The sequence below is a fragment of the Tumebacillus amylolyticus genome (assembly GCF_016722965.1).
GTDB classification, from domain to species: Bacteria; Bacillota; Bacilli; order Tumebacillales; family Tumebacillaceae; genus Tumebacillus; species Tumebacillus amylolyticus.
Genome location: NZ_JAEQNB010000003.1, coordinates 340,492 through 366,729, shown reverse-complemented (window position 1 = coordinate 366,729; position 26,238 = coordinate 340,492). Strand labels below are relative to the sequence as shown.

27 protein-coding genes and 1 other annotated feature are annotated in these 26,238 nt (G+C 55.5%); of the genes, 23 read left to right on the top strand and 4 right to left on the bottom strand.

Going from position 1 to position 26,238, the window contains the following annotated elements:
* Window positions 1–84 precede the first annotated feature (84 nt).
* From JJB07_RS11800 to JJB07_RS11720, 17 genes are all read left to right on the top strand, one after another.
* Window positions 85–2,157, top strand: a complete 2,073-nt coding sequence (locus JJB07_RS11800; RefSeq protein ID WP_347338344.1) for a carbon starvation CstA family protein — start codon at window positions 85–87, stop codon at window positions 2,155–2,157.
* 23 nt (window positions 2,158–2,180) lie between these two features.
* On the top strand, window positions 2,181–2,375 hold the full coding sequence (locus JJB07_RS11795) for a YbdD/YjiX family protein (protein WP_201635225.1): 195 nt from the start codon (window positions 2,181–2,183) through the stop codon (window positions 2,373–2,375).
* A 156-nt stretch (window positions 2,376–2,531) separates the two neighbouring features.
* Complete coding sequence (locus tag JJB07_RS11790; protein ID WP_201635223.1) at window positions 2,532–4,058, top strand: HD-GYP domain-containing protein; 1,527 nt, start codon at window positions 2,532–2,534, stop codon at window positions 4,056–4,058.
* A gap of 201 nt (window positions 4,059–4,259) precedes the next feature.
* Window positions 4,260–4,772 carry a YqeG family HAD IIIA-type phosphatase gene (locus JJB07_RS11785; RefSeq protein WP_201635221.1) on the top strand — a complete coding sequence of 171 codons (513 nt, stop codon included), beginning with the start codon at window positions 4,260–4,262 and terminating at the stop codon, window positions 4,770–4,772.
* 10 nt (window positions 4,773–4,782) lie between these two features.
* Window positions 4,783–5,919 carry a ribosome biogenesis GTPase YqeH gene (gene yqeH / locus JJB07_RS11780; protein ID WP_201635219.1) on the top strand — a complete coding sequence of 379 codons (1,137 nt, stop codon included), beginning with the start codon at window positions 4,783–4,785 and terminating at the stop codon, window positions 5,917–5,919.
* Window positions 5,920–6,012: 93 nt separating this feature from the next.
* Window positions 6,013–6,231: a hypothetical protein gene (locus JJB07_RS11775; protein ID WP_201635217.1), complete on the top strand. Its 219-nt coding sequence runs from the start codon at window positions 6,013–6,015 to the stop codon at window positions 6,229–6,231.
* Between the two features lie 116 nt (window positions 6,232–6,347).
* Window positions 6,348–7,187: a shikimate dehydrogenase gene (locus JJB07_RS11770; protein WP_201635215.1), complete on the top strand. Its 840-nt coding sequence runs from the start codon at window positions 6,348–6,350 to the stop codon at window positions 7,185–7,187.
* A 66-nt stretch (window positions 7,188–7,253) separates the two neighbouring features.
* Window positions 7,254–7,544: a ribosome assembly RNA-binding protein YhbY gene (gene yhbY, locus JJB07_RS11765; RefSeq protein ID WP_201635213.1), complete on the top strand. Its 291-nt coding sequence runs from the start codon at window positions 7,254–7,256 to the stop codon at window positions 7,542–7,544.
* 24 nt (window positions 7,545–7,568) lie between these two features.
* Entirely contained in the window at window positions 7,569–8,183 is a 615-nt protein-coding gene (gene nadD, locus JJB07_RS11760; protein WP_201635211.1) for a nicotinate-nucleotide adenylyltransferase, read from the top strand.
* Complete coding sequence (gene yqeK, locus JJB07_RS11755; RefSeq protein WP_201635209.1) at window positions 8,161–8,751, top strand: bis(5'-nucleosyl)-tetraphosphatase (symmetrical) YqeK; 591 nt, start codon at window positions 8,161–8,163, stop codon at window positions 8,749–8,751. Before nadD ends, yqeK begins: the two co-directional genes overlap by 23 nt.
* A gap of 61 nt (window positions 8,752–8,812) precedes the next feature.
* Window positions 8,813–9,160, top strand: a complete 348-nt coding sequence (gene rsfS / locus JJB07_RS11750) for a ribosome silencing factor (RefSeq protein WP_201635207.1) — start codon at window positions 8,813–8,815, stop codon at window positions 9,158–9,160.
* A 48-nt stretch (window positions 9,161–9,208) separates the two neighbouring features.
* Window positions 9,209–9,955 (top strand): class I SAM-dependent DNA methyltransferase, encoded by a 747-nt coding sequence (locus tag JJB07_RS11745; protein ID WP_347338343.1) that lies wholly within the window; start codon window positions 9,209–9,211, stop codon window positions 9,953–9,955.
* Between the two features lie 55 nt (window positions 9,956–10,010).
* Window positions 10,011–11,321 (top strand): LysM peptidoglycan-binding domain-containing protein, encoded by a 1,311-nt coding sequence (locus JJB07_RS11740; RefSeq protein WP_201635205.1) that lies wholly within the window; start codon window positions 10,011–10,013, stop codon window positions 11,319–11,321.
* 160 nt (window positions 11,322–11,481) lie between these two features.
* A complete protein-coding gene (gene scpC, locus JJB07_RS11735) occupies window positions 11,482–12,993 on the top strand; it encodes a succinyl-CoA:acetate CoA-transferase ScpC (protein WP_201635203.1) in 1,512 nt (503 codons plus the stop codon).
* A gap of 106 nt (window positions 12,994–13,099) precedes the next feature.
* Window positions 13,100–13,342: a binding site (T-box leader), on the top strand.
* Window positions 13,343–13,423: 81 nt separating this feature from the next.
* Window positions 13,424–15,883 carry a leucine--tRNA ligase gene (gene leuS, locus JJB07_RS11730; RefSeq protein ID WP_201635201.1) on the top strand — a complete coding sequence of 820 codons (2,460 nt, stop codon included), beginning with the start codon at window positions 13,424–13,426 and terminating at the stop codon, window positions 15,881–15,883.
* A 116-nt stretch (window positions 15,884–15,999) separates the two neighbouring features.
* The gene (locus JJB07_RS11725; RefSeq protein ID WP_201635199.1) at window positions 16,000–16,977 is read left to right on the top strand and encodes a hypothetical protein; all 978 of its coding nucleotides are present in this window, start codon (window positions 16,000–16,002) and stop codon (window positions 16,975–16,977) included.
* Between the two features lie 147 nt (window positions 16,978–17,124).
* Window positions 17,125–17,586: a CBO0543 family protein gene (locus JJB07_RS11720; protein ID WP_201635197.1), complete on the top strand. Its 462-nt coding sequence runs from the start codon at window positions 17,125–17,127 to the stop codon at window positions 17,584–17,586.
* A gap of 39 nt (window positions 17,587–17,625) precedes the next feature.
* On the opposite strand, the gene JJB07_RS11715 is transcribed toward JJB07_RS11720, so the two are convergent.
* The 4 genes from JJB07_RS11715 to JJB07_RS11700 all read right to left on the bottom strand — a co-directional run bounded on the left by JJB07_RS11715 (window position 17,626) and on the right by JJB07_RS11700 (window position 21,241).
* Complete coding sequence (locus tag JJB07_RS11715; protein WP_201635195.1) at window positions 17,626–18,726, bottom strand: D-alanine--D-alanine ligase; 1,101 nt, start codon at window positions 18,724–18,726, stop codon at window positions 17,626–17,628.
* A gap of 49 nt (window positions 18,727–18,775) precedes the next feature.
* The gene (gene mntR, locus JJB07_RS11710) at window positions 18,776–19,222 is read right to left on the bottom strand and encodes a transcriptional regulator MntR (RefSeq protein WP_201635193.1); all 447 of its coding nucleotides are present in this window, start codon (window positions 19,220–19,222) and stop codon (window positions 18,776–18,778) included.
* Between the two features lie 98 nt (window positions 19,223–19,320).
* Window positions 19,321–20,598 carry an Nramp family divalent metal transporter gene (locus tag JJB07_RS11705; RefSeq protein ID WP_201635191.1) on the bottom strand — a complete coding sequence of 426 codons (1,278 nt, stop codon included), beginning with the start codon at window positions 20,596–20,598 and terminating at the stop codon, window positions 19,321–19,323.
* A gap of 118 nt (window positions 20,599–20,716) precedes the next feature.
* Window positions 20,717–21,241, bottom strand: a complete 525-nt coding sequence (locus tag JJB07_RS11700; RefSeq protein WP_201635189.1) for a YqeG family HAD IIIA-type phosphatase — start codon at window positions 21,239–21,241, stop codon at window positions 20,717–20,719.
* Between the two features lie 126 nt (window positions 21,242–21,367).
* Between JJB07_RS11700 and JJB07_RS11695 the strand changes: the two genes are divergently transcribed.
* From JJB07_RS11695 to JJB07_RS11670, 6 genes are all read left to right on the top strand, one after another.
* Window positions 21,368–21,958, top strand: a complete 591-nt coding sequence (locus JJB07_RS11695; protein WP_201635187.1) for a ComEA family DNA-binding protein — start codon at window positions 21,368–21,370, stop codon at window positions 21,956–21,958.
* Between the two features lie 128 nt (window positions 21,959–22,086).
* Window positions 22,087–24,477, top strand: a complete 2,391-nt coding sequence (locus JJB07_RS11690) for a DNA internalization-related competence protein ComEC/Rec2 (RefSeq protein WP_201635185.1) — start codon at window positions 22,087–22,089, stop codon at window positions 24,475–24,477.
* A 5-nt stretch (window positions 24,478–24,482) separates the two neighbouring features.
* Window positions 24,483–24,848 carry an alpha/beta-type small acid-soluble spore protein gene (locus JJB07_RS11685; RefSeq protein ID WP_201635183.1) on the top strand — a complete coding sequence of 122 codons (366 nt, stop codon included), beginning with the start codon at window positions 24,483–24,485 and terminating at the stop codon, window positions 24,846–24,848.
* A 145-nt stretch (window positions 24,849–24,993) separates the two neighbouring features.
* A complete protein-coding gene (locus JJB07_RS11680; protein WP_201635181.1) occupies window positions 24,994–25,272 on the top strand; it encodes a hypothetical protein in 279 nt (92 codons plus the stop codon).
* Between the two features lie 111 nt (window positions 25,273–25,383).
* A complete protein-coding gene (locus tag JJB07_RS11675; RefSeq protein WP_201635179.1) occupies window positions 25,384–25,902 on the top strand; it encodes a hypothetical protein in 519 nt (172 codons plus the stop codon).
* Window positions 25,899–26,153 (top strand): hypothetical protein, encoded by a 255-nt coding sequence (locus JJB07_RS11670; protein ID WP_201635177.1) that lies wholly within the window; start codon window positions 25,899–25,901, stop codon window positions 26,151–26,153. The genes JJB07_RS11675 and JJB07_RS11670 overlap by 4 nt, the downstream gene beginning before the upstream one ends.
* The last annotated feature ends 85 nt before the right edge of the window (window positions 26,154–26,238 follow it).

Here is a 26,238-nt window from a genome sequence, read left to right as displayed (position 1 = left end):
ATGATAATTTCACAAAGTTGTCGTATAATTCTAATAGTAAAACGGTTTCATATATTCCGTTACTTGAAGGGGGAGCTTCACACCGTGAACAAAAATTTGCTCTCGATCCTGATCTGGACGGTGGTCTCAGTCCTCGGCGGCGTAGCGTTTGCGCTGCTTGCGATCAACAACGGCGAGACGATTTCCGCATCTTGGATCGTCATCGCAGCCGTCTGCACGTATGCCATCGGGTATCGCTTCTACTCGAAATACATGGCGAAAAACGTCTTTGGCCTCGATGACAAGCGGGCAACGCCTGCTGAAATCAACGACGACGGCAAAGACTATGTCCCCACCAACAAGTGGGTGTTGTTCGGTCACCACTTCGCAGCGATTGCAGGTGCCGGTCCGTTGGTCGGTCCGATCCTCGCCGCGCAGATGGGGTACTTGCCCGGCATGATCTGGATTCTCGTCGGCGTCGTGCTCGGCGGTGCCGTCCAAGACTTCGTGATTCTGTTCGGCTCGATGCGCCGCAACGGGAAATCGCTCGGTCAAATTGCCAAAGACGAGATCGGGCCGTTTGGCGGCACACTCGCTTTGGTCGGTGTCTTGGCGATCATGGTCATTTTGATCGCAGTTCTGGCAATGGTCGTCGTCAATGCGATGTTCCATTCTCCGTGGGCTACCTTCACAGTGTTCGCAACGCTTCCGATCGCTCTGTTCATGGGCGTGTACATGCGCTTCATCCGTCCGGGTCGCGTCTTGGAAGGCTCCGTGATCGGGTTCGTTCTGTTGATGCTCGCACTTTATTTCGGCCAAGTTGTGGCTGATTCGTCCATCGCGCACTACTTTGACTATGAGAAAACCACCCTCGCGTGGATGCTCATGGGGTATGGCTTCATCGCTTCCATCTTGCCGGTTTGGCTCTTGCTTGCACCGCGCGACTACTTGTCTTCGTTCTTGAAGATCGGCACCATCGGTTTGCTCGCGATCGGTATCTTGATCGTCCGTCCGGAGATCCACATGCCGAAGATCACGAGCTTCCTCGACGGCTCCGGCCCGGTCTTTGCAGGTCCGTTGTTCCCGTTCCTGTTCATCACGATCGCATGTGGGGCGATTTCCGGTTTCCACGCTCTCGTTTCGTCGGGCACCACGCCGAAAATGGTGCAAAAGGAATCCCACGCACGCTTCATCGGGTACGGCGGTATGCTGATGGAGTCCGGTGTTGCCATCATGGCGTTGATCGCCGCTTGTGCGCTCACGCCGGGCGTCTACTTCGCGATCAACTCTCCGGCAGCCGTGCTTGGCGCTGACGTCAACTCGGCGGTCATCGCCATCCAGAAGCTCGGTTTCACCGTTGACGCCGCGACCCTCACCCAATGGGCGAAGGACGTTGGCGAGAACTCGATTCTCGCTCGTACCGGCGGCGCTCCGGCGCTTGCAGTCGGCATGGCGGCGATCTTCACCAAGTTCCTCGGCGGTTCCGCGATGACCGCGTTCTGGTATCATTTCGCGATTCTGTTTGAAGCGGTGTTCATCTTGACCACGATCGACGCAGGTACCCGGATCGGTCGCTTCATGTTCCAAGACTTGCTTGGCAACATCGTTCCGGCAATGGGCCGCACCGATAATGTGTTCGCGAATATCTTTGCCTCTGCGTTGATTACGGCCGGATGGGGGTACTTCCTCTACGCGGGCGTTATCGATCCGCTCGGCGGGATCAACTCGCTGTGGGCGATGTTCGGGATTTCCAACCAGATGCTTGCGGGGATCGCGCTTACCGTCGGGACTACGTTCCTGCTCAAATCGGGCAAAGTCAAACACGTATGGGTCACCGTCATTCCGCTGATCTGGTTGCTCACCACGACGCTTGCAGCCGGCTGGATGAAGATCTTCTCGCAAGACCTCAAGATCGGCTTCCTCGTCCATGCTGACAAGTACCAAGCATCGCTTGATGCCGGCAAATTGCTGGCACCGGCGAAGACGACCGCTCAGATGAACCAGATCATTTTCAACGACCGTCTCGACGCAGTAGTCTGCGGGATCTTCATGGCGATTGTCGTATTGATCGTGCTCGACGCAGCTCGGGTCTGGATTCAAATTCTCTCCGGCCGCAAGACTCCGCCGCTTTCGGAGACACCGTTTATCCAGTCCACCAACCAAAACTTGAATCTCTAATCTCAAAAGAGGAGGGGTGCGTTATGAAGAACGCCCTCGTCTGGATGAGCAAGGCGCGTTCCTCGGTGAAGACGATTTTCGGGATGCCCGACTATGAAAAGTATCTTGAGCATCACAACGCCACCCATCCCGACCAAGAACCGCTCTCGGAGCGCGACTTTTACTTGCAACGCTTGAAGGAACGCTACGATTCCGGGGAAGTCACCCGCTGTTGTTAGCAAAAAGAAGCTGTGGCCGCTACTCGGTCGCAGCTTTTTTTATGCAAGGAATGTCTCCGGTTCGTTCTTCATACGTTCTACAGCAGGAGTTCGACCCGCCCTCACCGAAACTGTACAAGCACGTTACCCGACTCAAGACGAAGGCAGGTTGAATACATGTCCATCTACCAACGTTTCCTTCGCACGTTAGTTCGCAATTATTTCCTCGGATCAATGGTCGCCGTATTTGGAATCGGCGGTCTCTATATGTTTTCCACCTTGGAATTGCAAGAGAGAGACATGTTGACCATGGTGGTCATCCTCGCGATTTCCCTTGCGTGTATGTTTACGGTGGAGGGATTCTGGTTCCTCCGCCAGATTGCGCCGATTCGCCATGTTTTCCTGCGGCAATCCCGTTCGGTGCAAGATGTCGAGCAGGCGTACCTTCGTTTGCACAGCATGCCGTTGCTCACCGTCAAGCGGACGCTCGGTCCGCATATGCTCGGCTTCACGATCCCGGGAGTTGTCCTCTCGGTGGCTTCCATCTCCTACGGGTGGTTGCATCTGCCGTACCGCATGATCTGGTTGGCGAGTCTGGGCTGTGTGCTCGTCTCGCTGATGCATGCGATGATCGAGTTCTACTTGACGACCGAAGCGATTCGTCCGATGCTCTCCTACTTGCGCACATGGAGTTTGCAGGAGTTCTCGCTCGACCTCTCGCTCAACGGGGAAGTGCTCGTCTCCACCCGCCGCAAGTATACGCTCTCGGCGCTGTTGATCGGGACGATTCCGACGATGTTGTTTGGTCTTGCTACCAACATCCGATTGGCGGAGACGTCGAATCTGTTCGACGGGTACTGGCAATGGGCACTCCTCGTTCTCTTGCTCGGTGTGGCCTTCTCGGGGGCAAGTGCGGTGCTGATGGCACGAGCCGTTCAGCAACCGGTCGAAGAGTTGCAAGAGATGATGCGCCAAGTCCAGCGCGGTCGGTTTACCGTGCAAGCGTCCGACTTGTACTCTGACGAATTCTCACGGCTGATCACCGGCTTCAACCGCATGGTGACCGACTTGCGCATCCGTGACGAACACAATACACAACTGTTGGAGTCCTACTTCGCCACCCTCGCCGCAGCCCTCGACGCTCGTGACCCTTACACAGCAGGTCACTCCATGCGCGTTGCCAAATACTCCGTGCAGATTGGGGGTGCGTACGGCATGATACCGGAACAACTGGATCTGCTGAACAAATCTGCGCTCTTGCACGACATCGGCAAGATCGGCATTCGCGACAATGTCCTGCTCAAAGAGGGCAAGCTCACCGACGAAGAGTTCGCGCAGATCAAACTCCATCCGGTGCTTGGCGAAGCGATTCTCTTGCAGATTCAGCCGGTCGAAGCGATGGCTCCGTTGTTGCCGGGCGTGCGTTCCCACCACGAACGCTATGACGGGCGTGGCTATCCGGATGGTCTCGCAGGCCTTGAGATTCCGCTGTTCGGACGGATCATGGCGGTGGCGGATGCGTTTGACGCGATGACGTCCGACCGCCCGTACCGCAAGGGCATGCCTGTAGAAAAAGCCCTCGCCATCCTCGCAGATGGCAAAGGCACCCAATGGGACCCGGAATTCGCTCAGATGTTCATCGACCTTCAACAGCAACGGGAATCGCAGGAGGACGAAAAAACATCTCTCGGCACAGTTGTCTAAAAAGGGACAAGAAATACCAAGCGATGTCGAAAAGGATTTTTCCACACTTCTGTCTAATAACAATAGTACAACAGTAGATGTATTCGAAAAAACCTCTGTCCTACGCTCGAGCCGGGCACAGAGGTTTTTTCCTTTTTTATTCGGAACTTGTATGATATTCTCAACAAGTGACGGACATACCTAAACATGAGGTGAGACACCATGCGTCGTTTGGTACCCAGCCTCTTCGTGGAATCGGTGTACGAGATCGATCTCGAACAACTGAAAGCACGAGGCGTTCGCGGCATCATCACTGACCTTGACAACACGCTGGTCAGATGGGACGAACCGGATGCGACGCCGAAGATCTTGCAATGGCTCGACCATGTGCGCGATACTTACGGCATCAAAGTCTGCATCGTCTCCAACAACAATCATCAACGGGTGGAGCGCTTCGCAAAGCCCTTGAACATCCCGTGGGTTGCCAAGGCCAAGAAACCGAGCAACACGCCGTTTCACCGCGCTCTTGAAGTGCTTGGCACGAAGCGCGAAGACACGGTGGTCATCGGCGACCAACTGTTTACAGACGTGCTTGGCGGGAACAGAATGGGCATGTACACCATTCTCGTCGTTCCCGTGGGCGAGAAGGAATTTATCGGCACCAAAGTGCTGCGTGCGATGGAGCGCATCGCGTTCTCAATCTTGCGCAGACGCGGAATGATACCTTGGGAGTGAAGAAACCAACATGTCTCAACATGATCATGATCTCGACCTGACTTGCAGTGGTTGCGGCATCGCCATCCAAACGGAGGAGAAGTCTGAACCGGGCTACGCTCCGCTGAACTCTGTCATCGAGCGCGAGAACCCGGTTTGCCAACGCTGCTACCGGATCAAGCATTACAACGAAGTGGCTCCCGTGCCGCTGAACAACGAAGGCTTTCAGAAGATTCTCTCCGACATCGGCCGCCGCAACGCGCTCGTCGTCAAAGTGGTCGACCTGTTCGACTTCGCCGGCTCGTGGGTGAAGGATATCAAAAAATACGTCGGCAAGAACCCGATTCTCCTCGTCGCCAACAAAGCCGACTTGCTCCCGCGCAGCACCAACTGGGAGCGCGTCGAAAACTGGCTGGCTCATGAGGTGAAAAAGCAAGGGGTTGCAGTCGACCAGATCTTCCTCGTCTCGGCAAAGAAACGCATCGAGATCGAGAACGTCAAGACGGCTATCGAAGCCCGCGTCGGCAACCGTGACGTCTATGTCGTCGGGACGGCGAACGTTGGCAAGTCCACGCTGATCAACGGCCTGCTGAACAGTTTCGGAGAGGAAGAGGGGGCCGAACTGACCACCTCGCGCTATCCGGGCACCACGCTGTCTACGATCCGCATCGATCTGCCGGGCCATGGTTCGATCATCGACACGCCGGGGATCATGACGACGCACCGCTTGACCGACCTCGTCTCTCCGAAAGGCTTGCGCGACATCACGCCTGAGGAGTACATCAATCCGAAGACCTTCCAACTCAATGACAACCAAGCGCTGTTCCTCGGCGGACTCGCACGCGTTGACTACGTGGAAGGCCCGAAGCAAGGCTTTACCTTCTACTGTGCAAACCAGTTGAACGTTCACCGCACGAAGTTGGAGAACGCAGACGAGTTGTACGAGAAACATCTCGGCACGTTGTTGACGCCGCCGTATGAGGGCGAAGAAATCAACCCGGTGCTCACAAACTGGGTGACGCATTCCTTCACGCTCAAATCCGGCCATCCGCAAGACATCGTGATCTCCGGCATCGGCTGGGTCACTCTGCGCGGTCAGCACTATACGACGGTCAAAGTTCATGCGCCCAAGGGCGTCGACGTACATACCCGCCGCGCGCTCATCTAGTCGAAAACCCTGTCATATTCAAACCCTGTCCTCCCATAATCTAGGGTACACGCGTTTTTCGACAGTTCGACAACATGGGGGGAGTTTGGGCGCATGACAGGGACAGAACGACGGTTGACCGTGGAGCGAATGGTGCAAGACCTTCCCGGTCGCGGTGAAGTGCTGCGGCTTGACGATTTGATTCACTCCTTGCACCAAGGTGTGCAAGTGGTTCGAAACGAACAACCGGAATTGCGTGACTACCACCTGTACGATTTGCAGTTTTCCTTCGTCGAACAGGGATTGCGTTTGCAGATCGAGTTCCGCAAGTGATGTTTTGGCAAAAGAGGATCTGCAACGCCTAGGCGTGGCAGATCCTTTTTTTGTTGAGAGGGTCGGGCGACATAATGGTAAAATCATGCTAGACTGAGGGAAAGGAGGGATTGGATATGGCTGATAGCCCTACACGGCTGACCGGGCTGTTTGGACATCCGGTTGCGCATTCCAAGTCGCCGCAGATGCACAATGCGGCGTTTGCCCATCTCGGACTCCAGTATGTCTACCTCGCATTCGATGTGTTGCCGGAACAGATTGGAGCGGCCGTCCGTTCGATTTCGGCCCTCGGACTTCGCGGTGTGAACGTCACGATCCCGCACAAAGTCGCCGTGATCCCTTATCTCGACGAGCTGAGCATCGCCGCACAGCGGATCGGGGCGGTGAACACCATCGTCAACGAGGACGGCCGTCTGATCGGGCACAACACGGACGGGATCGGCTATCTCGCAGCCTTGCGGGAAGAGACCGGGTTTCAAGCAGCAGGACGCCGCGTGCTCTTGATCGGAGCCGGTGGAGCGGCACGCGCTGTGGCGACCCAACTCGCACTTGACGGTGCAGAGCAAGTCACCCTCGCCGTGCGCAACGTGGCCAAAGCGGCGGAGTTACTCTCGTCGCTCTCCGACATCACCCGAGCAGACGCAGTGACACTCGAGGACATCAGCGCACAAGTCGCTGAGTACGATCTCGTGGTGAACACAACGCCCGTCGGCATGCATCCACATGTGGAGGAGATGCCGCTCGATCCGACCCTGTTACGACCGGGGCAATGGGTGAGCGATCTCATCTACAACCCGCGCCAAACGCGCTTTTTGCAAGAGGCTCAAGCACTTGGTTGCCTCGTCAGCGGGGGGCTTGGCATGTTCATTCACCAAGGGGCGGAAGCGTTCCGACTTTGGACGGGAGTGAGCGCGCCGACGGATGTGATGCGGAAAACGGTGGAATCCTGTCTGTAGACTGTGCTATACTTTCAATTTGGACAAGCTTGGAATAGCTCACAGACGTAAAGGAGTTCATCGCATATGTTAACAGGCAAGCAAAAGCGTCACCTGCGCTCTCTGGCGCACCACGTTACCCCCGTCACCCAAGTGGGCAAAGGCGGAGTATCGGCCAACATGATCGAACAGCTCAACTTGGCCTTGGAATCCAAGGAGCTGATCAAAGTTTCGATCCTGCAAAACTGTGAAGAAGACAAAGACGTTGTCGCCAAGCAGCTCGCGGAAGGCACGGGAGCTGAATTGGTTCAACTGATCGGCAAGCAGGTCGTGTTGTACAAAGAATCGACCGAGAACAAACAAATCGAACTTCCGTAGACCTTGTGTGCAGGAGGTGGTCCTATGCGGCTAGGCATTTTCGGAGGGACGTTCGACCCGATCCACATCGGACACCTGGTCGTGGCCCAAGTGGCCATGGAAGAGGCGGGGTTGGACCGCGTTGTGTTCGTCCCGGCGGGAGTGAATCCGCTCAAAGTCGGACGGCAGATCACGGAGGGGCACCATCGACTTCAGATGGTCAAACTGGCGATTGCCGACAACCCGAAGTTCGCGGTCTCCTCCTGGGAGTTGGACCGGTCGGGTCCGTCCTTTACCGTGGACTTGATGAGTCACATCCGCGCTCAGCATCCTAACGATGAGTTGTTTCTGATCATCGGAGCGGACAATCTCCGGCTGTTGCCGAAGTGGAAATCTGTGGAGGGGATCTTGGAACAAGCCACGATCCTCGCCCTGAACCGACCGGGCGAAGACCTCAAGTCGAGCTGTCAGATGGTGCTTGCGCTCTACCCGCATATCAACGAATGCGTCCGAATCGTGGACATGCCCGGCTTGGACATCTCCTCGACGTGGTTGCGTGACAGATTGTGTAAGAATCTGTCTGTCAAGCATCTCCTTCCCGCCGAGGTCATACGGTATAGTGAGGAGAACAAGTTATATGACTATTCCGTTGGTCAGTGAATCGAGAGTGAAAGAAAAGGTCCGCTCTGCATTGAGCGACGCACGCTTCCAACACGTCTCCGGCGTCGTTGAGGCGGCAGACATGCTTGCCAAGCGCTATGGCGCCGACGCGTTCAAAGCACGTCTCGCCGCTTGGACGCATGACTACGCCCGCGAATGGCTGGTAGAGCAGTGGTACGAAGTCGGTCGGGAGCGCGGTGTGGATGAAGCGTTCTTCGAAGTGGCAGAGACCTTGCACGGTCCGATCGTCGCCACGATGCTGCGTGAGGAATTCAATATCTACGACGAAGAGATCGCCGATGCGGTTCGCTACCACACGACGGGCCGCGTCGAGATGACCTTGCTTGACAAAGTGGTCTGCTTGGCCGATTACATCGAAGCCGGCCGACACTTCCCGGGCGTTGAAGAACTTCGAACGCTCGCCGAGAATGACCTGGATGAGGCGTTGGCGACCGCGTTTGACGGAACCATCCGCCATCTTTTGGATCTGCACAAGCCCGTTTTTCCCTTGACCTTGTTGGCTCGCAATGATTTGTGGCAAAAAATCAAGGACAAGCGGAAACTTTAATACCCGTTGTCGAATACTATGGTAGCAGGTGTACCCCACCCCTAGTCTAGGAGGCATGTCAATGAGAGAACGAGTTTTGGAATTGGCGCGATTTGCGGCTGACGCTGCCGCAGATAAGAAGGCGAACGACGTGGTGATTTTGGACATCGCAAATTTGTCCGTGCTCGCCGATTATTTCATCATCTGCAGCGGAAATTCCAACACTCAAGTTCAAGCCATCGCCAATGGCGTCGTGGAGAAAATGGAAAAACGCGGCGTTCAAAAAAAGGCGATGGAAGGGTACGACGAAGCTCGCTGGATTCTCGTTGATTTTGGCGACGTCGTGGTTCACGTCTTCCGTGCGGAAGAACGTGAATTCTACAACCTTGAACGTGTTTGGGGCGACGCGCCTCAATTGAGCGTAGTGTGACTTGGAAGAACCGAGATTCGCATAATTGAATAAGAGAGGTCTTACACTGTGACAGCTTATGGAGAGTTTGCCGAGTTTTACGATCAGCTCATGCAGGATGCTCCGTACGAACGGTGGATGACCTTTTTGGAACAGGCGATGGCGCGGTATGATTTGGGACCGCGCCATATTGCCGATTTGGGCTGTGGCACAGGCAAACTGACCCACGAATTGTTCCAGAGAGGCTACACCGTTACCGGCGTCGATCTGTCCGAAGAGATGCTGATGATCGCCCAGAGCAAAGTGGAGCGCCCGTCGCCGAAATTGCGCTTTCTCTGCCAAGACTTGCGGGAGCTGAAGCTGCCGGAGAGAGTCGATCTCGCCGTTTCGTTTTGCGACTCGCTCAACTACATCTTGGAGAGGGAAGACCTGCGGGAGACGTTCGCACGCGTACGGCAAAACTTGAAGCCGGACGGGTGTTTTTTATTTGACGTACATAGCGTGTACAAGTTGCGCGAGAAGTTGGGAAACAACGTGTTTTACGAGGACAACGACGAAGTGACCTACCTGTGGCAAAGTCGGTATGACGAGGAGAAACAGCTCGTGGAATACGACATCACGTTTTTTGCCTTGGAAGATGAGGAAGAGGAACTGTACCGCCGGTTTCATGAGTTTCATGTACAACGAGCCTACGACGTGGACGTTTTGCGAGGCATGTTGAGAGATGTTGGATTCACAACGGTAGAAGTATATGCAGACTTTGCTTGGGACGTGCCGACAAATTCATCGGAACGGCTCTTTTTTGTAGCGAGATAGGCGGCTGTCACATATCCTGTGGGTACTCCAACCGCAGGAGGGTGGATGGGCGCTCATGTATATACATCTAGTCAAAAAAGGCGAGAACTTGCAAGGAATCGCCCGCGCCGTCGGCGTAGAGGCCGACCAGATTGCACAAGTGAACGGTTTGGAGACCGACGTGCTCTTGCCGGGCACTACGCTCCTGGTCCCCACGCAGGTGCCGACTCTTTTGGAAACCTATACGATCAAGGAACGAGACACCCTGCGCAAGATCGCCAACCAGTTTCACATCCCGGAAAAAATTCTCCTCGCCGCCAATCAGACTTTAGCGCGCGAGTCCCTTCCGGTCGGGCGGGTGTTGACGATTCCGCTCCCGGTGTTGCAGAAAAAGCAAATCGAAGTCAATCTGCGGCTCGAAGTCCAAGGCGAGTACGAAGAACTCGCCACCCTCGACGATGCCGTGGATCATATCTCAAGCTTGAGCATTGCGGCAGCTTTGGCGGCGGAGGACGGGACGCTTCGCATGCCGCCGCTGTACGAAAGCCGCAAAACTGCTGTGCAAGGTTCTGAGCCTGCGTTCTCCGCTCAGGAGTCCGCTCCTGCGCGGCCGGTACGGCTGATGCTCTTAGTTGCACCGGAGGACGAGACAGCGGCGGAGCGGATCGTGACGTACGGACCGAGCCGACAGGAGTTTTTTCAACAATTGCGACCTTGGATTGCCCAAGATGAGTTTGCGGGCATTCATTTGGAATTCACAAACTTGCCGGTATCGGCGAGGTCGGCATTTACCCGGTTCGTTCGCGAGTTGGCGTTGCGCGTTCACCAGAAACGGGGCAAGCTCTACATCGCCGTCCCCCCGCATGACAACGAAGAGCGGGCCTATGACATCGGGCTGTTGCAAACCTTCGCCGATCGCATCGTTTGGAACGCGGAGGAGGCGTACGGGCGCGTTGACGGCCCTCCGATGGCGCTCACACCGCTTCATCTCGTTCGTCGCTCACTTGGCTATGCGCTGACGTTCATTCCCCGTGAGAAGCTCTTGCTCGGCCTCCCGTTCTACGGATTCGACTGGCCGATGCCTTACAAAAGCGACAAACTCGCATCTCTTGTGCTGTTCGGACCGGAAGTCGACCCTGACGTCGTCACAGAACTTCCGCAGCAGATCCATTGGGACGACCGTGCCGTGACGCCGATGTACACGTATCGCGCCGAAGACGGGCAACTGCGCCAAGTCTGGTACGAAGACCAACGCAGCATCGCCGCCAAACTCTGTCTCGTCCATGATCTCGGCCTCGCCGGTGTGTCTGTGCAAGTGCAAGGGATCGCCATGCCGGGGTACTGGCCGCTTTTGAGCGACACCTTTGATATACAGTCAGGTGACTGAACGTTCGTTAGGCGAAATACTGAGGGTCTGCCAGACACCCTCAGTTTTTTCTATGTAAATGGGGAATTTTCGGCTTTTCCGAGGCTGTAACAAATTCGACACAACCCACACATGTTCGGTACGCTGATTACACAAGTCTAGAAAAAGAGAGGGACCAGACATGTACATGGATCGGATTCGTTTGAAATCATTGATTGGTAAAATTGTATCGGCCGAAGAAGCGGCCACTCATATAAAAGACGGCATGACCGTCGGCATCAGTGGTTTCACTCGCGCCGGCGACGCCAAAGTGGTGCCGCTCGCGCTCGCCCGTCGTGCGCAAGAAGAAGCAAAGCCGTTAAAAATCAACCTCTGGACCGGCGCATCTGTCGGCGATGAAGTGGACCGCATCCTCACCGAAGCAAACGTTCTGGCACGTCGTCTGCCGTTCCAAGCGGAGCCTGTGTTGCGCAAAGCCATCAACGGCGGTGAAGTCATGTTCATCGACCAACACTTGAGCCAAACTGTCGAGATGGTTCGCTCGAACCAGATGGGCAACATCGACGTCGCGATCGTGGAAGCGGTTGCAATTACGGAGGACGGTGGAATCGTCCCGACGACATCCGTTGGCAACAGCGGGACATTCGCCATCCTCGCTGACAAGATCATCATCGAACTCAACCTCGCGCAGCCAATTGAGCTGGAAGGCATGCACGACATCTACATCCCGACCCGCCGCCCGTATCGCGAGCCCGTGCCGGTCCTGCGCACGAATGACCGTGTCGGTCTGCCTTACATTCCGATCGACCCGTCCAAGATCGCGGCGATCGTCATTACGGAAAAAGCGGACAACACCTCGAACGTCGTCCCGCCGGATGCCGAAACGCAGCAGATGGCCGACCACATCGTTGATTTTTTTAAACACGAAATGAAACAGGGACGTCTGACCGAAAAACTGATGCCGCTGCAATCGGGCATCGGCTCCGTGGCAAACGCCGTGATGCACGGCTTGCTGAAATCGCCGTTCCAGGACCTCACGATGTATTCGGAAGTCCTCCAAGACTCCGTGTTCGACTTGCTTGACGACGGCAAGATGGTGTTTGCGTCCGGCTCTTCGATCACGCTGTCGCCCGCCAAAGCGCAAGAGTTCTTCCGCAACATCCACAAGTACAAAGACAAACTGCTCCTGCGTCCGCAAGAGATTTCCAACCATCCGGAAGTGATCCGTCGACTCGGTTTGATCGCAATCAACACGGCGCTTGAAGCGGACATTTACGGCAACGTGAACTCCACGCACGTCATGGGGACGCACATGATGAACGGAATCGGCGGCTCGGGCGACTTTGCCCGCAATTCCTACATGTCGATCTTCGTCACCAAGTCGCTGGCGAAGGGCGGCAACGTCTCTTCAATCGTCCCGATGGTCACCCACGTTGACCATACGGAGCATGATGTGGACATCCTCGTCACCGAAGTCGGACTCGCCGATCTGCGCGGATTGGCGCCCCGTGAACGCGCCAACGTGATCATCAACAACTGCGTACACCCGAGCTATCGGGAGTTGGCGCTTGATTACTTCAAGGAAGCCTGCGCCCGTGGCGGTCAAACTCCGCACGTTTTGGAGAAAGCCTACTCGTGGCACCAGAACTTCAAAGAACACGGTTCGATGAAAGGGGCACCTGTCACCTTATAGGCGACAAGTGTCTCCTGAAATAATACAAAGAAAAAGTTCGTCCGCGTTGACAAAACAAAATTTTTTTGCGTATACTACTAACAAATGATCCTGACAGTTTATGTCGAAAACAGCTGTGAAGAGGAACAGTACTTTGTGAATTCCTTTCAGAGAGTCGGCGGATGGTGCGAGCCGATAGGAATGAAGCGAACGAACTCGCCTCCGAGCTGCAGCAGGGAACGGCGTACCCGCCGCGTACTTGATGCCGGAATCGTCTCCGTTACAGGACGTCAATGAGGGCGACATGCAACTTTTTGTCGCCGAAGTAGGGTGGTACCACGGGAAGATAACCTAACCTCTCGTCCCTAGCGCAACAGACGCTGGGGGTGGGAGGTTTTTTACATGTGTCTACACCCCGCAGCAGGAACTTACACAGGAGGAGGAACTCTCCATGACCGAACATCGCTATGTCCCGTCTGACGTCGAAACCAAATGGCAACAGAAATGGGAAGAGTCGAACGCCCACGATACGACGCACGACTCCACCAAACCTTACTACTATTGCTTAGAACAATTCCCGTATCCCTCCGGTCGCCTGCATATGGGCCATGTCCGGGTCTACTCCATCGGGGATGTCGTCGCTCGCTTCAAGAAGATGCACGGCCACAACGTCCTGCATCCGATGGGCTGGGATGCATTCGGGATGCCGGCTGAGAACTTTGCGATCCAGCATGGCGTGCATCCGAACGTCTCCACCTATGACAACATCGCGTTCATGCGCGGCCAACAGAAACAACTGGGCCTGTCCTACGACTGGTCCCGTGAACTGGCGACTTGCTCGCCGGATTACTACAAATGGACGCAGTGGATCTTCCAACTGTTCTACGAGAAGGGCCTGGCTTATAAGAAAAAAGCGGCCGTCAACTGGTGCCCGGAATGCTCCACGGTACTGGCGAACGAGCAAGTCATCGACGGCGCTTGCTGGCGTTGTGACAGCGAAGTGGTCAAGAAGGACCTCGAACAATGGTTCTTCAAGATTACCGAGTACGCGGAGCGCCTGCTGGACGATCTGGAACAGCTGCAAGGAGGCTGGCCGGAGCGCGTCATCACCATGCAGCGCAACTGGATCGGCAAGAGCACGGGCGCCGAGATCACGTACCAAATCGACGGCCGTGACGACACGCTGACCGTCTTCACCACCCGTCCGGACACGGTGTACGGCGTCTCGTACGTTGTATTGGCCCCGGAAAACGAACTGGTGCAGAAGCTGATCGAGGGTTACGAACAAGGGGCGGAGGTACAAGCCTTCATCAACCAAGTTCGCAAAGCGTCCGATATCGAGCGCACCTCGACCGATGCGGAGAAAGTCGGGATCTTCACCGGCGCCCATGCGGTACACCCGCTGACCGGCGAGAAACTGCCGATCTGGATTGCCAACTACGTCCTGCCTGACTATGGTACCGGCTGCGTCATGGGCGTTCCGGCGCACGACGAGCGCGACTTCGAGTTTGCAAGCAAATACTCGCTGCCGATCATCCCGGTCATCGATCCGGGTCATCAGGAAGCGCTGACCGCCGCATTCACCGAAGACGGAGTGCTGATCAACTCCGCTGAGTTCAACGGCATGCCGAACAGCGAAGCGTTGGTCAAAATCACCGAACTCTTGGAGCAAAAAGGCATCGGGAAAGCGACGACGTCGTTCCGTCTGCGCGACTGGCTGATCTCGCGTCAACGCTACTGGGGAGCTCCGATTCCGATGATCAACTGCCCGTCTTGCGGCACCGTTGCAGTTCCCAAGGACCAACTGCCGGTTCTGTTGCCGGAACACGTTGACTTCGGCGTCAAGGGCAAGTCGCCGCTGGAAACCAACGACGAGTTTGTTCACACCACCTGCCCGTCTTGCGGCGGTGCGGCTCGCCGTGAGACCGACACCATGGATACATTTATCGACTCTTCTTGGTACTACCTGCGTTACACCGGCAAGGGCGACGGCACACTGCCGTTCGACACGGAAGCTGCCAACAACTGGCTGCCGGTTGACAAATACGTCGGCGGCATCGAGCACGCCATCCTGCATCTGCTGTACTCTCGCTTCTTCACCAAAGTCCTGCACGACGCAGGTCTGGTCAACTTCGTGGAGCCGTTCGAGAGCCTGCTGACCCAAGGCATGGTCGTCCTGAACGGGGCGAAGATGTCGAAGTCCAAAGGCAACGTCGTCTCGCCGGAAGACATCATCAACAAGTACGGGGCCGACACCGCCCGCGTGTTCATCCTGTTCGCAGCTCCGCCGGATCGCGACCTGGAATGGAGCGACCAAGGCGTCGAGGGCGCACACCGCTTCTTGAACCGCGTCTGGCGCATGGTCGACAACCACATTCCGATCCTGCGCAAGAAAAACCTCGCTGCAGACGCATCGGGTGAAGCGGCAAAGAAACTGCGCATGACCACGCACGCCACGATCAAGAAAGTCACCGAGGACATCGGCAGCCGCTACCAGTTCAACACCGCGATCTCGGCGATCATGGAACTGGTCAACGCGATCTATGCGTATCCGGAAGGTGCAGACGCAGGCACCAAGGCCGAAGCGATTCGCACGGCAGTGATCCTGTTGCACCCGGCGGCTCCGCACGTCACCTCCGAACTGTGGGAGATGATGGGCGAAACGTCGAAACTGTACGCGCTGGAATGGCCGTCCTACGACGAGTCTGCACTGGTGCTCGATGAAGTCGAGTACGTCGTTCAGATCAACGGCAAAGTGCGCGAGCGTCTGGTGTTCCCGAAAGATGCGACCAAGGAAGAAATCGAGTCGCAAGCGATCGCCTCTGACAAAGTTCAAGATCTGCTCGAAGGCAAGTCGATCAAAAAAGTGATCGTCGTGCCGGGCAAACTGGTGAATTTGGTCATTGGCTAAGTCTTAAATGTTTGGGTAAATTTGCAAATCCTGCAGAGGCCCGTTCTCTGCAGGATTTTTGTGTTTTGTGTAGAAAACGTAATGGTACGGGATTTCAAAGTAGGAGGAACACAGAGATGAGTGAAGCAACGACTACGTATTACGTAAAACAAGTCTGGCGGCAAAAAGGGGACGCACGCTTTGATCACATCCCGTTCAAGGAAGAGAACAAAGCGACGGAACTGAGCCAGACGACTCGTCCTGTTCTTGTCTTGGAAACCAAATCGAACGGCGGTAGCGGTACTGTCTTCGCGATTGGGCGCATCACCAGCGCTGAAGTCGTGGAGAACGCGATTGAATATTCGAACGGTGAATTTACCTACCATGTGCCGTTTGCATATGACATGATTTTGGAAGACAAAAAGAACGGGATCACCCGTGAAGAACTGCAAGAACTCACCGGGCAGAAGTTCGCCCCGCAAGTCAAGGGCGGCCTCTATGAGATTACGGAGGAACACTACAACCTGGTAGCAGCACTTCTTCAAGAACGCGCCTCCTCCACCCCGCAAACAGCGGAACCGAAAGCTCCGGCCAAAGCAAAAGTCAAAGCTGAAACGAAATCCGCAGCACCGAAAGTCGTCACGAAGCCGGCGACCGGCACCACTCTGGCAGATTCTCTGCTCGAAGCCAAGGGCAAGCTCGAGGGGGAATCACACCTGCGCGTGTTGATCGAAGACGGCAACGTCAGCTACTACCCGGCGATCCTCCTCGCGGAAACCGATCTGGTCTCCCTCCAAGAGACGATCACCACGTACATCCAATCCGGCGGCGAAGCATCTGTAGAGGCAGCAGCTCGTGAAGCGGCAGCAGCAGGTGCCAACGGACAACGCTATGCGAACGTCATCGGCCTCGTCGAGCGCCTCGTTCGCGAAGGCAAGTACGATTCCGTTCAATCTCCGACTTTGCAAAAAACCTTCTACCGTGGCACCGAGAACCTTCCGCACCCGTACGAAGCGATCGAACTGCAAGGGACCTACGGCCACCACATTCTCGGCCTCAATGGGACTCTCTACACTGTCGAAGGCAAGCGCGTACAGCATTTCTTGGGACTTTAATCATACGTCAATGGAATCCATTCTATAAAAACATTAACATCCTGTACTTTTGTACAGGGTGTTTTTGATATTCGACAGAGTACGACACGAGGGTCGCGGGTATACTGGTGGAAAGAGAAGCGTGAAAGAGGTCGGGAGGTTGGGAGTTTGTCCTACACGTGGGTCAACTGGATGGTTGTAAGCATCGCTGTACTGGTGACCGTGTTCGGACCAAAGCGTTTGCCCGCACATGAGAATTTTTTTCTCTGGGCGATTACAGCGGCGTTTGCAGAAGCGTTCGATTATTTGGTTGCCGGTACGTTTAATCAGTATGATTACGGCCCTACGCCGGAGATCGACATCTCGGATGTCGCACAAGTTGTCCTCGTGAATCCCTGTCTCGGATTGATGCTTCTCAACTTCTGGCCGGAGCGAAAAGCATTTCCCCTCAAACTCCTCTACTGGGGGATTTGGATTGGTGGCTTGATTTTGATGGAGTTGCTTTGGTTGCGCGTGGGTCTCATCCGTTACAACGATTGGAGCATCTGGAAGTCGATGATGTGCTACCCGTTGCTCTTCGTCGTACTTCGCTTGTCCCAGTTGGCGTACAGAAGGTCGCTCCCCAAATAAAAAAGCTGCAATCCTCAGTTGAGGACTGCAGCTTTTTTTCTATCGTGTGCGGTTCTTGTCTTCGTGACGTTCGATCGCGAGGTGGATCAAGGTTTCAATCAGTTTGTCATACGGCAAACCGGTTGCTTCCCACATCTTCGGGTACATGCTGTACTTCGTGAAGCCGGGGAACGTGTTGATCTCGTTGATCAAAAACTTGCCGGTCTTGCGGCAGAGGAAGAAGTCGGCACGGGACAGCCCAGAGCCGTCAATCGCTTGGAACGCACGAACTGCCAACGCGCGGACTTCCTCCGCTTGCTCCGGCGTCAATTCCGCCGGAATCACCATCGTAGACTCGCCGCTGAGGTACTTGGCGTCGTAGTCGTAGAATTCATCGTTGGACGAGATAATTTCACCGGGCACGGAAGCTTTCGGGTCTTCGTTGCCCAGCACCGCAATTTCGATCTCGCGGCCGTCAACCGCTTCTTCGACGATGATCTTGCGGTCGTATTTCGCGGCGGTGCGTAGCGCGGTGAGCAACGTGTCAAAGTCTTTGGCTTTGGTGATCCCGACACTGGAGCCGAGGTTGGCGGGCTTTACAAAGCACGGGTAGCCGAGGCTTGCGGCGACTTCCTCCGCGACGACTTCCGGTTCGCGCTCAAAGCGGGAACGCAGGATGACTTCGTAGCGGCATTGGTCAAGTCCGGCTTGTGCGAAAACTTTTTTCATCATGGCTTTATCCATGCCGACGGCGGAGGCGAGAACACCAGCTCCGACATACGGGATGTTCATCAGTTCAAACAGCCCTTGGACCGTGCCGTCCTCGCCGAACGGGCCGTGCAAGATCGGAAGCACGACGTCGATCGCTTCGGCTGCTTGCGACGGCAAGACATCGCCTTGGGCAATCGGAAGCAGGTTTTCGGTGTCTGTGATGGTTTCCGTATGGCCAGATGCAAGCAACGCTTGCGGGATCGGTGCCCCGAGGGCATTGTATGCACCCAGACCTGCGTGCCAGGTGCCTTGCTTATCGATTCCGATGGGGAACACTTCAAACAGATCTTGGTTCAAATTCTCGATGACCGACTGGGCGGAATTGATGGAGACTTCGTGTTCGCCGGACTTGCCGCCGAAGACGATGCCGACTCTAATTTTGCGAGTCATCCGCTCACTCCTCTCTTGGCTGAAAAAAAGCCCCGGTTGCCGGAGCTCATCACTTTCGTTCGTCTTCCGTTTCCTTCAACGTCTGAAGCTCTGTGCAAAAGTCGTTAAACTCCTGCAAGCAGTGGGAATTCTGGTCGAAAAACAACACGAGGTTGTTCAATGCGCTCATGGTCGCAGGGGAAACGTGGTGTTCGATTCCTTCGACGTCCTTCTGAATCGTCTCTTCCCGGATGCCGAGCATCCGCAGGAATTCTTCCAACCTCTTGTGGCGTTGCTTCATGAGTTTGCCAAGCTGTTCGCCTTTCGGGGTCAGGACGATACCGCGGTACTTTTCGTAGGTGACCAGCTGTTTTTCGTCCAGCTTCTGAATCATCTTGGTCACAGAGGACGGTTGCACTGAAAGCGAGGAGGCGATGTCGGAAACACGGGCGTACCCTTTTTCCTTCATCAGTTCGTAGATCTTCTCCAAGTAATCCTCCATGCTGGATGTGAGCATTCCCAATCCTCTCTCTCCTCGGAAGTATCCATGACTCCATTCGTCCGTACAATTTTACCCGAATCGTCAGCATCGTGCAAACAAAGGATAGTCAACGATTACCAAGAAAATTGGCCGCCAAACGTCTGGTACAGCAATAACAGGTTCAGGAGCACGATGATCACGGTAGACAGGATCGCCAGCGTAAATTCAAAAGGTCGGCTGGAGAAGTTGCCCATGACTTTGCGGCTTTTGACGAGGAACAGCAAGGGAATGATCGTCAGCGGCAGTTGTAGGGAGAGCACGACTTGCGAGAAGATCAGCAGTTTGAAGGAGTCAAACCCCACCGCGATGACGGCCATCGCCGGAAGGGATGTGAGCAGCAGGGCCGTGCGCCACACTTTGCTCTTGGTGTCGCTTGGTTTGCCTAAGTAGCCGGTTACGACGTGTGCCTGTGCCATCGACGACGTAACGGACGATCCCAGACCGGAGCAGAGGAGAGCTACGCCAAACAGAATCGACGCGAGATGTCCGGCGAGAGGTTGTAACGTTGCGGCCGCCTGTTCGATGCTGGTCACCTCCATGCCATAACGGAAGAACACAGCGGCCGCGACGACGATCATCGCAGAGTTCACCAACCATCCGGTGCCCATCGCGAGCAACGTGTCGACGAATTGGTAGCGGATCATACGTCTTTTTTCAAGTTCGGTGAACGTGAAGGAGTTTCGTTCTTGGATGACGTTCGAATGCAAGTAGAGGTTGTGTGGCATAATCACCGCGCCGAGCATGCCCATCGCGACGTAGATCGAGCTGGAGTCGATGTGCGGCATCACCATCGCAGGGAACGCCGTGCCCCAATCGGGGTGCACGATGAACATTTCGATGACGTAGATGATCCCGATGACGGCTAGGAACCCGATCAGCACGGTCTCGATGCGTCTGTATTGCGGGAACCAGACGGTGATCAGAACGAAGCCCAAGGTCAAGATCGCACCCAGCCAAATGGGAATTCCGAAGAGAATTTGCAAACCGAGTGCCGCTCCGAGATATTCGGCGATGGAAGTCGCGATGCAGGCGATGATGATCGAGACGCCAAGCAGCCACGCCAGCGGTCGGGGGCAGTGGGCGCGGACATTTTCCGCGAGTGACTTTCCGGTGACGATGCCTAAGCGCACCGACATGTTTTGCAAGAGGATGAGAATGAGTGTGCTGAGGGTGATGACCCAAAGCAAACTGTATCCAAATGACGAACCGCCGGCGAGATTGGTGGCCCAGTTGCCGGGGTCGATGAATCCGAGCGTGATCAGGAAACCAGGTCCCAGAAAGGCGAGTAGACCCTTGCGTTTGTCTCCCGAGGGCACCGCTCCTGTGTTGGATTCGAGGTTTGAGGATGACACCCTGTTGGCCTCCTTTCGACGTGACGATTGTGCTCCGCGGTAGTCTTACTCTATGTGCGGGTGCCCAGAAAGGTGAGTGGGGTCGAAGGGAGGGACGGGTGGTTTTTTGCCGGTGTTGTTAGTGATGGTCGTCCCACGGGAGATAGCCTTTTTTCTTGAGCCACCTGTAGAGGATGCGTTCGAAGAAACGGTTGACCTTGGTCGGCCAGCCTTCCTTGCCTTTTAAGGGATCAACCCAGATTGTGTACATGCCGGATTTGTTGCCGCCGTAGATGTCGGTGAGCAGTTGGTCGCCGATGACGACCGTGTTGCGCGTGGTGGTATGCAAGAGGCGCAGAGCGCGGTGAAACGGGTCGCCCCAAGGTTTTCGCGCTTCATAGACGAACGGGATGCCGAGCGGTCGGGCGAATTCGGAGACGCGGATCTTGCGGTTGTTGGAGACGATGACGACTTTCAGACCTTCTTGACGCAGAGTTTGAATCCATTGCATGAGCCGTTCGGTGGCATGGGGGGAGTCTTGCTCGATCAAGGTGTTGTCGAGGTTGGTGATGATTCCTTGAATGCCGCGTTCGCGGAGTGTTTTGAAGTCGATGTCAAAAATCGTGTGCAGATGCAGGCTGGGTACGAAGCGTTCGAGAATCATGGCACGAAATCCCCCTATCCCGTAAAAGTGTTAGGTATAGCGTTCACGGGACGACAGAGGGGGATACAGGGGAAAAGAAGGAAACGGATGGGCACCGTTGAAATGGTTCTCAAAGGAGGGATGAATATGAAAAAAGAACGCTTCTTGCTGCTCGCCGTGCTCGCCGGGGTGTTGATGGCCGGCAGCGTGTATCTGTATGGAGGCAAGCCCAAGGCGCAGGAGGCAACTGTGCCGATCGCCGAAGCGACCTCGAAGGAACAAGTCCCCGCTCAGCAACAAGCAGGGCAATCGGTTCGGGTTGATGTCAAGGGCGAAGTGAACACGCCGGGCGTGTATCAACTTCCGGCAGACTCGCGGACGATCGACGCTGTGCAAGCGGCCGGTGGTGCCAAGTCGGATGGAGATCTGGCCAAGTTGAACATGGCAGCACCGCTCAAGGACGGGACGGAAGTGGTCGTGCCGAAGATGGGGGCGCAAGAGGGGAAAAAGGACTCTACCACGCAGTCTTCTGCTGCAGAAGATGGGAAACTCAACCTCAACACCGCAAGTGTGGCAGACCTCGACAAACTCCCCGGCATCGGCTCAGCCCGTGCAGAAGCCATCATCAAATACCGCGAAGACCAAGGCAACTTCCTCACCGTCGACGACCTCCGCAAAATCCCCGGATTCGGCGTGAAACTCGTCGATCAAATTCGTGACCGTGTCACGGTGAACTAACTTCCTTCGGCGTTCACAGGCCTCGAAGGCTTCATTTCATGTTTCGAGTTCGTGTATTTCCTCGTTGGTTCCTCTGGTATGTACCTCGATTGACCCCCATCTCTTTGAAAAAGTGAGGCTCCTCTTCGATGACTCCTCGTTTGATTTTGATCACCGTGGTTTGTTTGGCTGTGGGTATTTTTGCGGGACGTTGGGTTCCCGCTTCGTTGTTCCCCGGGTGGCTGGCGCTGCCTGTGATTCTCTCTTTTTTCGCGGCATGGCGCGTGCGGTGGGGTTTGTGGATTGCCGCTGTTACGGTGGGCTTGTTTACGTTTGGCGTCCATCAGTGGCAGCAGCAACCGACGCTTGATACCTTTGTGGATAAGTCTGTGACCCTGCTCGGACAGGTGAGCGAAGACCCGAGCGGCACTTCGTTCATCCTTCAATTGAAGGAAGTCGATGGGAAACCTGTAGACGAGAAAGCCATCGTCTACGCCAAGACAACTCCGCACTACGGCGATCTCCTCGCGTTTCGCGCCACGTTGGAAAAACCTTCGCCCCCACGAAATCCCGGTGGTTTCGACGCGTACTCCTACTACACCCGGCAAGGAATCAACTACTCCGTCTCCACAGATCAGTACAAGACGATCTCTCACGACGACCGTGGTCTTCGCGGGCGCTTGCTGCTTCCCTTGCGGCATCGATTGTTGGACGTCATCCGGCAGAACTTCAAACCCGAGCACGCCGCTCTGGTCTCCGGGATCGTGCTCGGGGTAGAGGATGATCTCGACCCGGAAGTCAAAGAGACATTTCGCGAGATGGGCGTCATCCACATCCTCGTCGTCTCCGGCTCCAACATCTCGCTCTTGATCTTGCCCCTGCTTGCCATCCTGAAAAAATTCCGTGTCGAGACCCGGAAACGCTACCTCTTCGCCATCGCCCTCATCGTACTCTACGGCGCTCTCGCAGGCGGTGGACCCTCTGTTACAAGGGCTTGCACCATGACCGTTATCTGGTGCCTCAGCCGACTCCTGTCCCGCCAATCGGACCGTCTAACCTCATGGGCTCTCTCCGGCGGAATCCTCCTCCTCTTCGACCCGTTTCTGCTCGACAACATCGGGTTCCAACTCACGTTTCTCCTCACACTGGCCTTGCTCGTCGTACCTCCACATATTGAACGCCTACTGATAAGCCTCGTTCCAACACCCACGAATCCAGAAAAAAAAGTCTGGAAGGTTGCCCATGAACCGATAAGGAAGCTATTGAATGCATTCTTCCTGACGGTGCTTGCGGAACTGATCTCCACACCGCTTGTTCTCATCATCGGGCATGTGTTCACACCACTGTCTCTCTTGGCGAATCTCTACATCCTCCCCCTGATCGCCGTACTCCTGCCTACCGCCGCCGTCAGTATCTTGCTCGGTCTCGTGCATCCTGCACTGGCGACGATTCCGGCTCAGATCACCTCATGGGGACTTCATCTCATGGTCAACCCGCTCACTTACGCAAGTCATCGAGGTTGGCTGGTTCGTCATTTCGAAGCGCCGAGCCCCGCATGGCTTTGGCTCTATTACGGGAGTTGGTTGCTGTTTTTCCTCAAACGAACACAGAAATTCGCACTCCCCGCCATTGCCTGCCTCCTGATTCTCGGAATCACGTGGCGCACGTTTTCACCCCAGAACCTGCGCATCACGTTCCTCGACGTGGGACAGGGAGACTCGATCCTTCTTGAACTACCGAACCACCAGACGTGGCTCGTCGATGGCGGAGGCATCCCCGGTTTTCAACACACAACCTATGACCCCGGTGCACGCGTCGTCGTCCCCGCCTTGGCTGCAAAGGGCATTGATGACATCGACACCCTCGTCCTGACTCATGCCGACGAAGATCATGTGCGCGGTGTCGCCGCGGCCTTGCAGACGTTTCGCGTTCACCAACTGCTCGTGTCCGATCTCACCACAGACAAGCCTTTTTACCAAAATCTCCTCCAAGAAGCCCGCCGTCGTCAGATTCCCATCAAGCAAGTCCACGCAGGTCAATCCCTAACCCCCGAACCTGATCTCAACATCTCCATCCTCAACCCACCCCGAGAGCCATACGTTGGCACGCGCTCTGATTCCAACGCAAACTGCATCGTGTTCTCCCTCTCCTACGGCAAACGAAACTTTCTCTTCACAGGCGACCTCGAAGGCGAGGTTGAAGCGAATCTCCTCCCAAAACTCTCACACGTAGACGTCTTGAAAGTCGCGCATCACGGAAGCGGCCATTCCAGCACAGACCCCTTTTTACAAAAAACAACCCCCGCCCATGCGATCCTCTCCGTCGGCGCACACAACTCATACGGACATCCTGCTTCGGCGACATTGGAGCGACTCCGGCTATCCAACGCGCACATCTGGCGCACAGACCTCCAAGGAGCGATCGTCTGTGAAACGGATGGGCAGAATTTGGACATGTACTCTTGGCTGGTTCGGGAATACTACCCAACGTACCCCCCTGCTGCCATTGGTGGCGGAGGAACCCAACTCGACAGGAGATGATGCGGATGCCGAACAACCGCCGTCGTAATCAGGCCGAAGTGCCCGGTGCCCGGAATGCGTTGGATCAGCTGAAGACAGAGGTTGCTGCCGAACTGGGGATTCCGAACTACGACCAAGTGGACAAAGGGATGTTGCCTTCGCGCATGAACGGCTATGTCGGCGGCGTGATGGTGAGGAAAATGATCGAGTACGCAGAGAGCGCGATGATGCAAAGCCCGCAAGCCTTGCAGAGCGTCGAAGCCCAGCCGGGCGCGATGCCAAACGAAATTCAAGAAGCCCAGAATTCCGTCGTGGCCGCGCAGTCGTATCTCGACCAGATCGGCGCCATGCAAGCGTTCCCCGCAGGTCCGCCGTCGCAACAACTGCACTGACGTTTTCCGAGGTACTAGGAAAAAAGAGGACGAGCGCTTCGTGCGCCGTCCTCTTTTTTTGACTGCCAAAAAGTGGTCGTTGATTCTAGCCTGTGCTCCGCTGTACGCTAAGTGATAGAAGTAAGGGGAGAGGTCAGGGGGATTCATGAAGAAAACAGCCGAACAGAGGGAGTCCGTCGATCAGCTGATCGCCAAGCTCTACGAGATGGCGCAGCAAGTGTCTCAACAGCCAAATGAAATTCTGAAACTTCAGACGAGCGAATTCATCCGTTCCTTCGTCGATCTCACCCAAGCGATCGAGCAGCTCGACGCAGCACGCGAAGTGTTGCTGGGCCGCGCTGAAAGTTTGTTGAGCCGACCGCGCGAGACAGAGAAACGACTGCGCAAGGAACACCTCAAATTGGTCATCAACAACCCGAACTAAACAAAAAACCAAAAACCCCCTCCCCATCCCCCGCATAGGGGGACACCACATGTCGGATACTCTTCTCTAGGAGTACTCAACTCGCGTGGAAAAGGGAGGGGGTCTTGACTTATGTACGAAACTTGGGTCAAATTCCTAATTGATATCTTGGACGAGGTCGCGCCGGTCACGGTGGTCCGCACTCGACTTGAAATGCCGGTGGGCTCTGTGACGGGAGACTTGTCCACCGTCATCCACAGTCGTCTCGATCTGACGGACGATGACAGCCCGTGGTGCGATCTCATCACGGAACAAGTCGAGAACAACGTGGAAATCGGCTTCATGATTCACATCCCGAACATCAACAAGCGTACCGACGAAGAGATCGTCGCCAACGTGAAAAGCGTCGGCGGTGGAGCTCATACCGTCATGTTGTTGCAGCCGGTCGGGGAGGTCGGACAAGAGACCTACGTGATCAAAGGCACGATTTCTGTACCGCTTGAACATCCGACCGACAATCCGAACTCGGCGACGCACGACATGATGGAAACGCTGGTTCGGTTGATGGAATGCGGCGGGTATGAACGCAACGAATCGCTGGAGACGGTTGACGAGGCCACCGACGACCTCGTGACCTGGCCGCAAGAATGAGTGACGAACAGCACATCACACCGGGCGAAATCGCTCGTGCGGGTCTCGATCCGGGAGCGGTTCATGATTTGTTCTTGATGCAACCGGACAACGGTCCGCTGCTTCCCGCTCAGATGGTCAAACGGGCACTTTTTCCGCGCTGGGAAGTGATTCGACCCGCGGCGTACAACCCGGTGGACGTTGAAGATCAAATGATCGAGAACATTTTGCACGATGCGACGCACGAGCAAGATCCACTCACCGAGCAATAGCGGACACCCCTTTTCACAGCGTTCGGAACCGTGTGTTCCGAATCAGTGGGGAGGGGTGTTTTTTGATATGCCAAATCTTTCAACC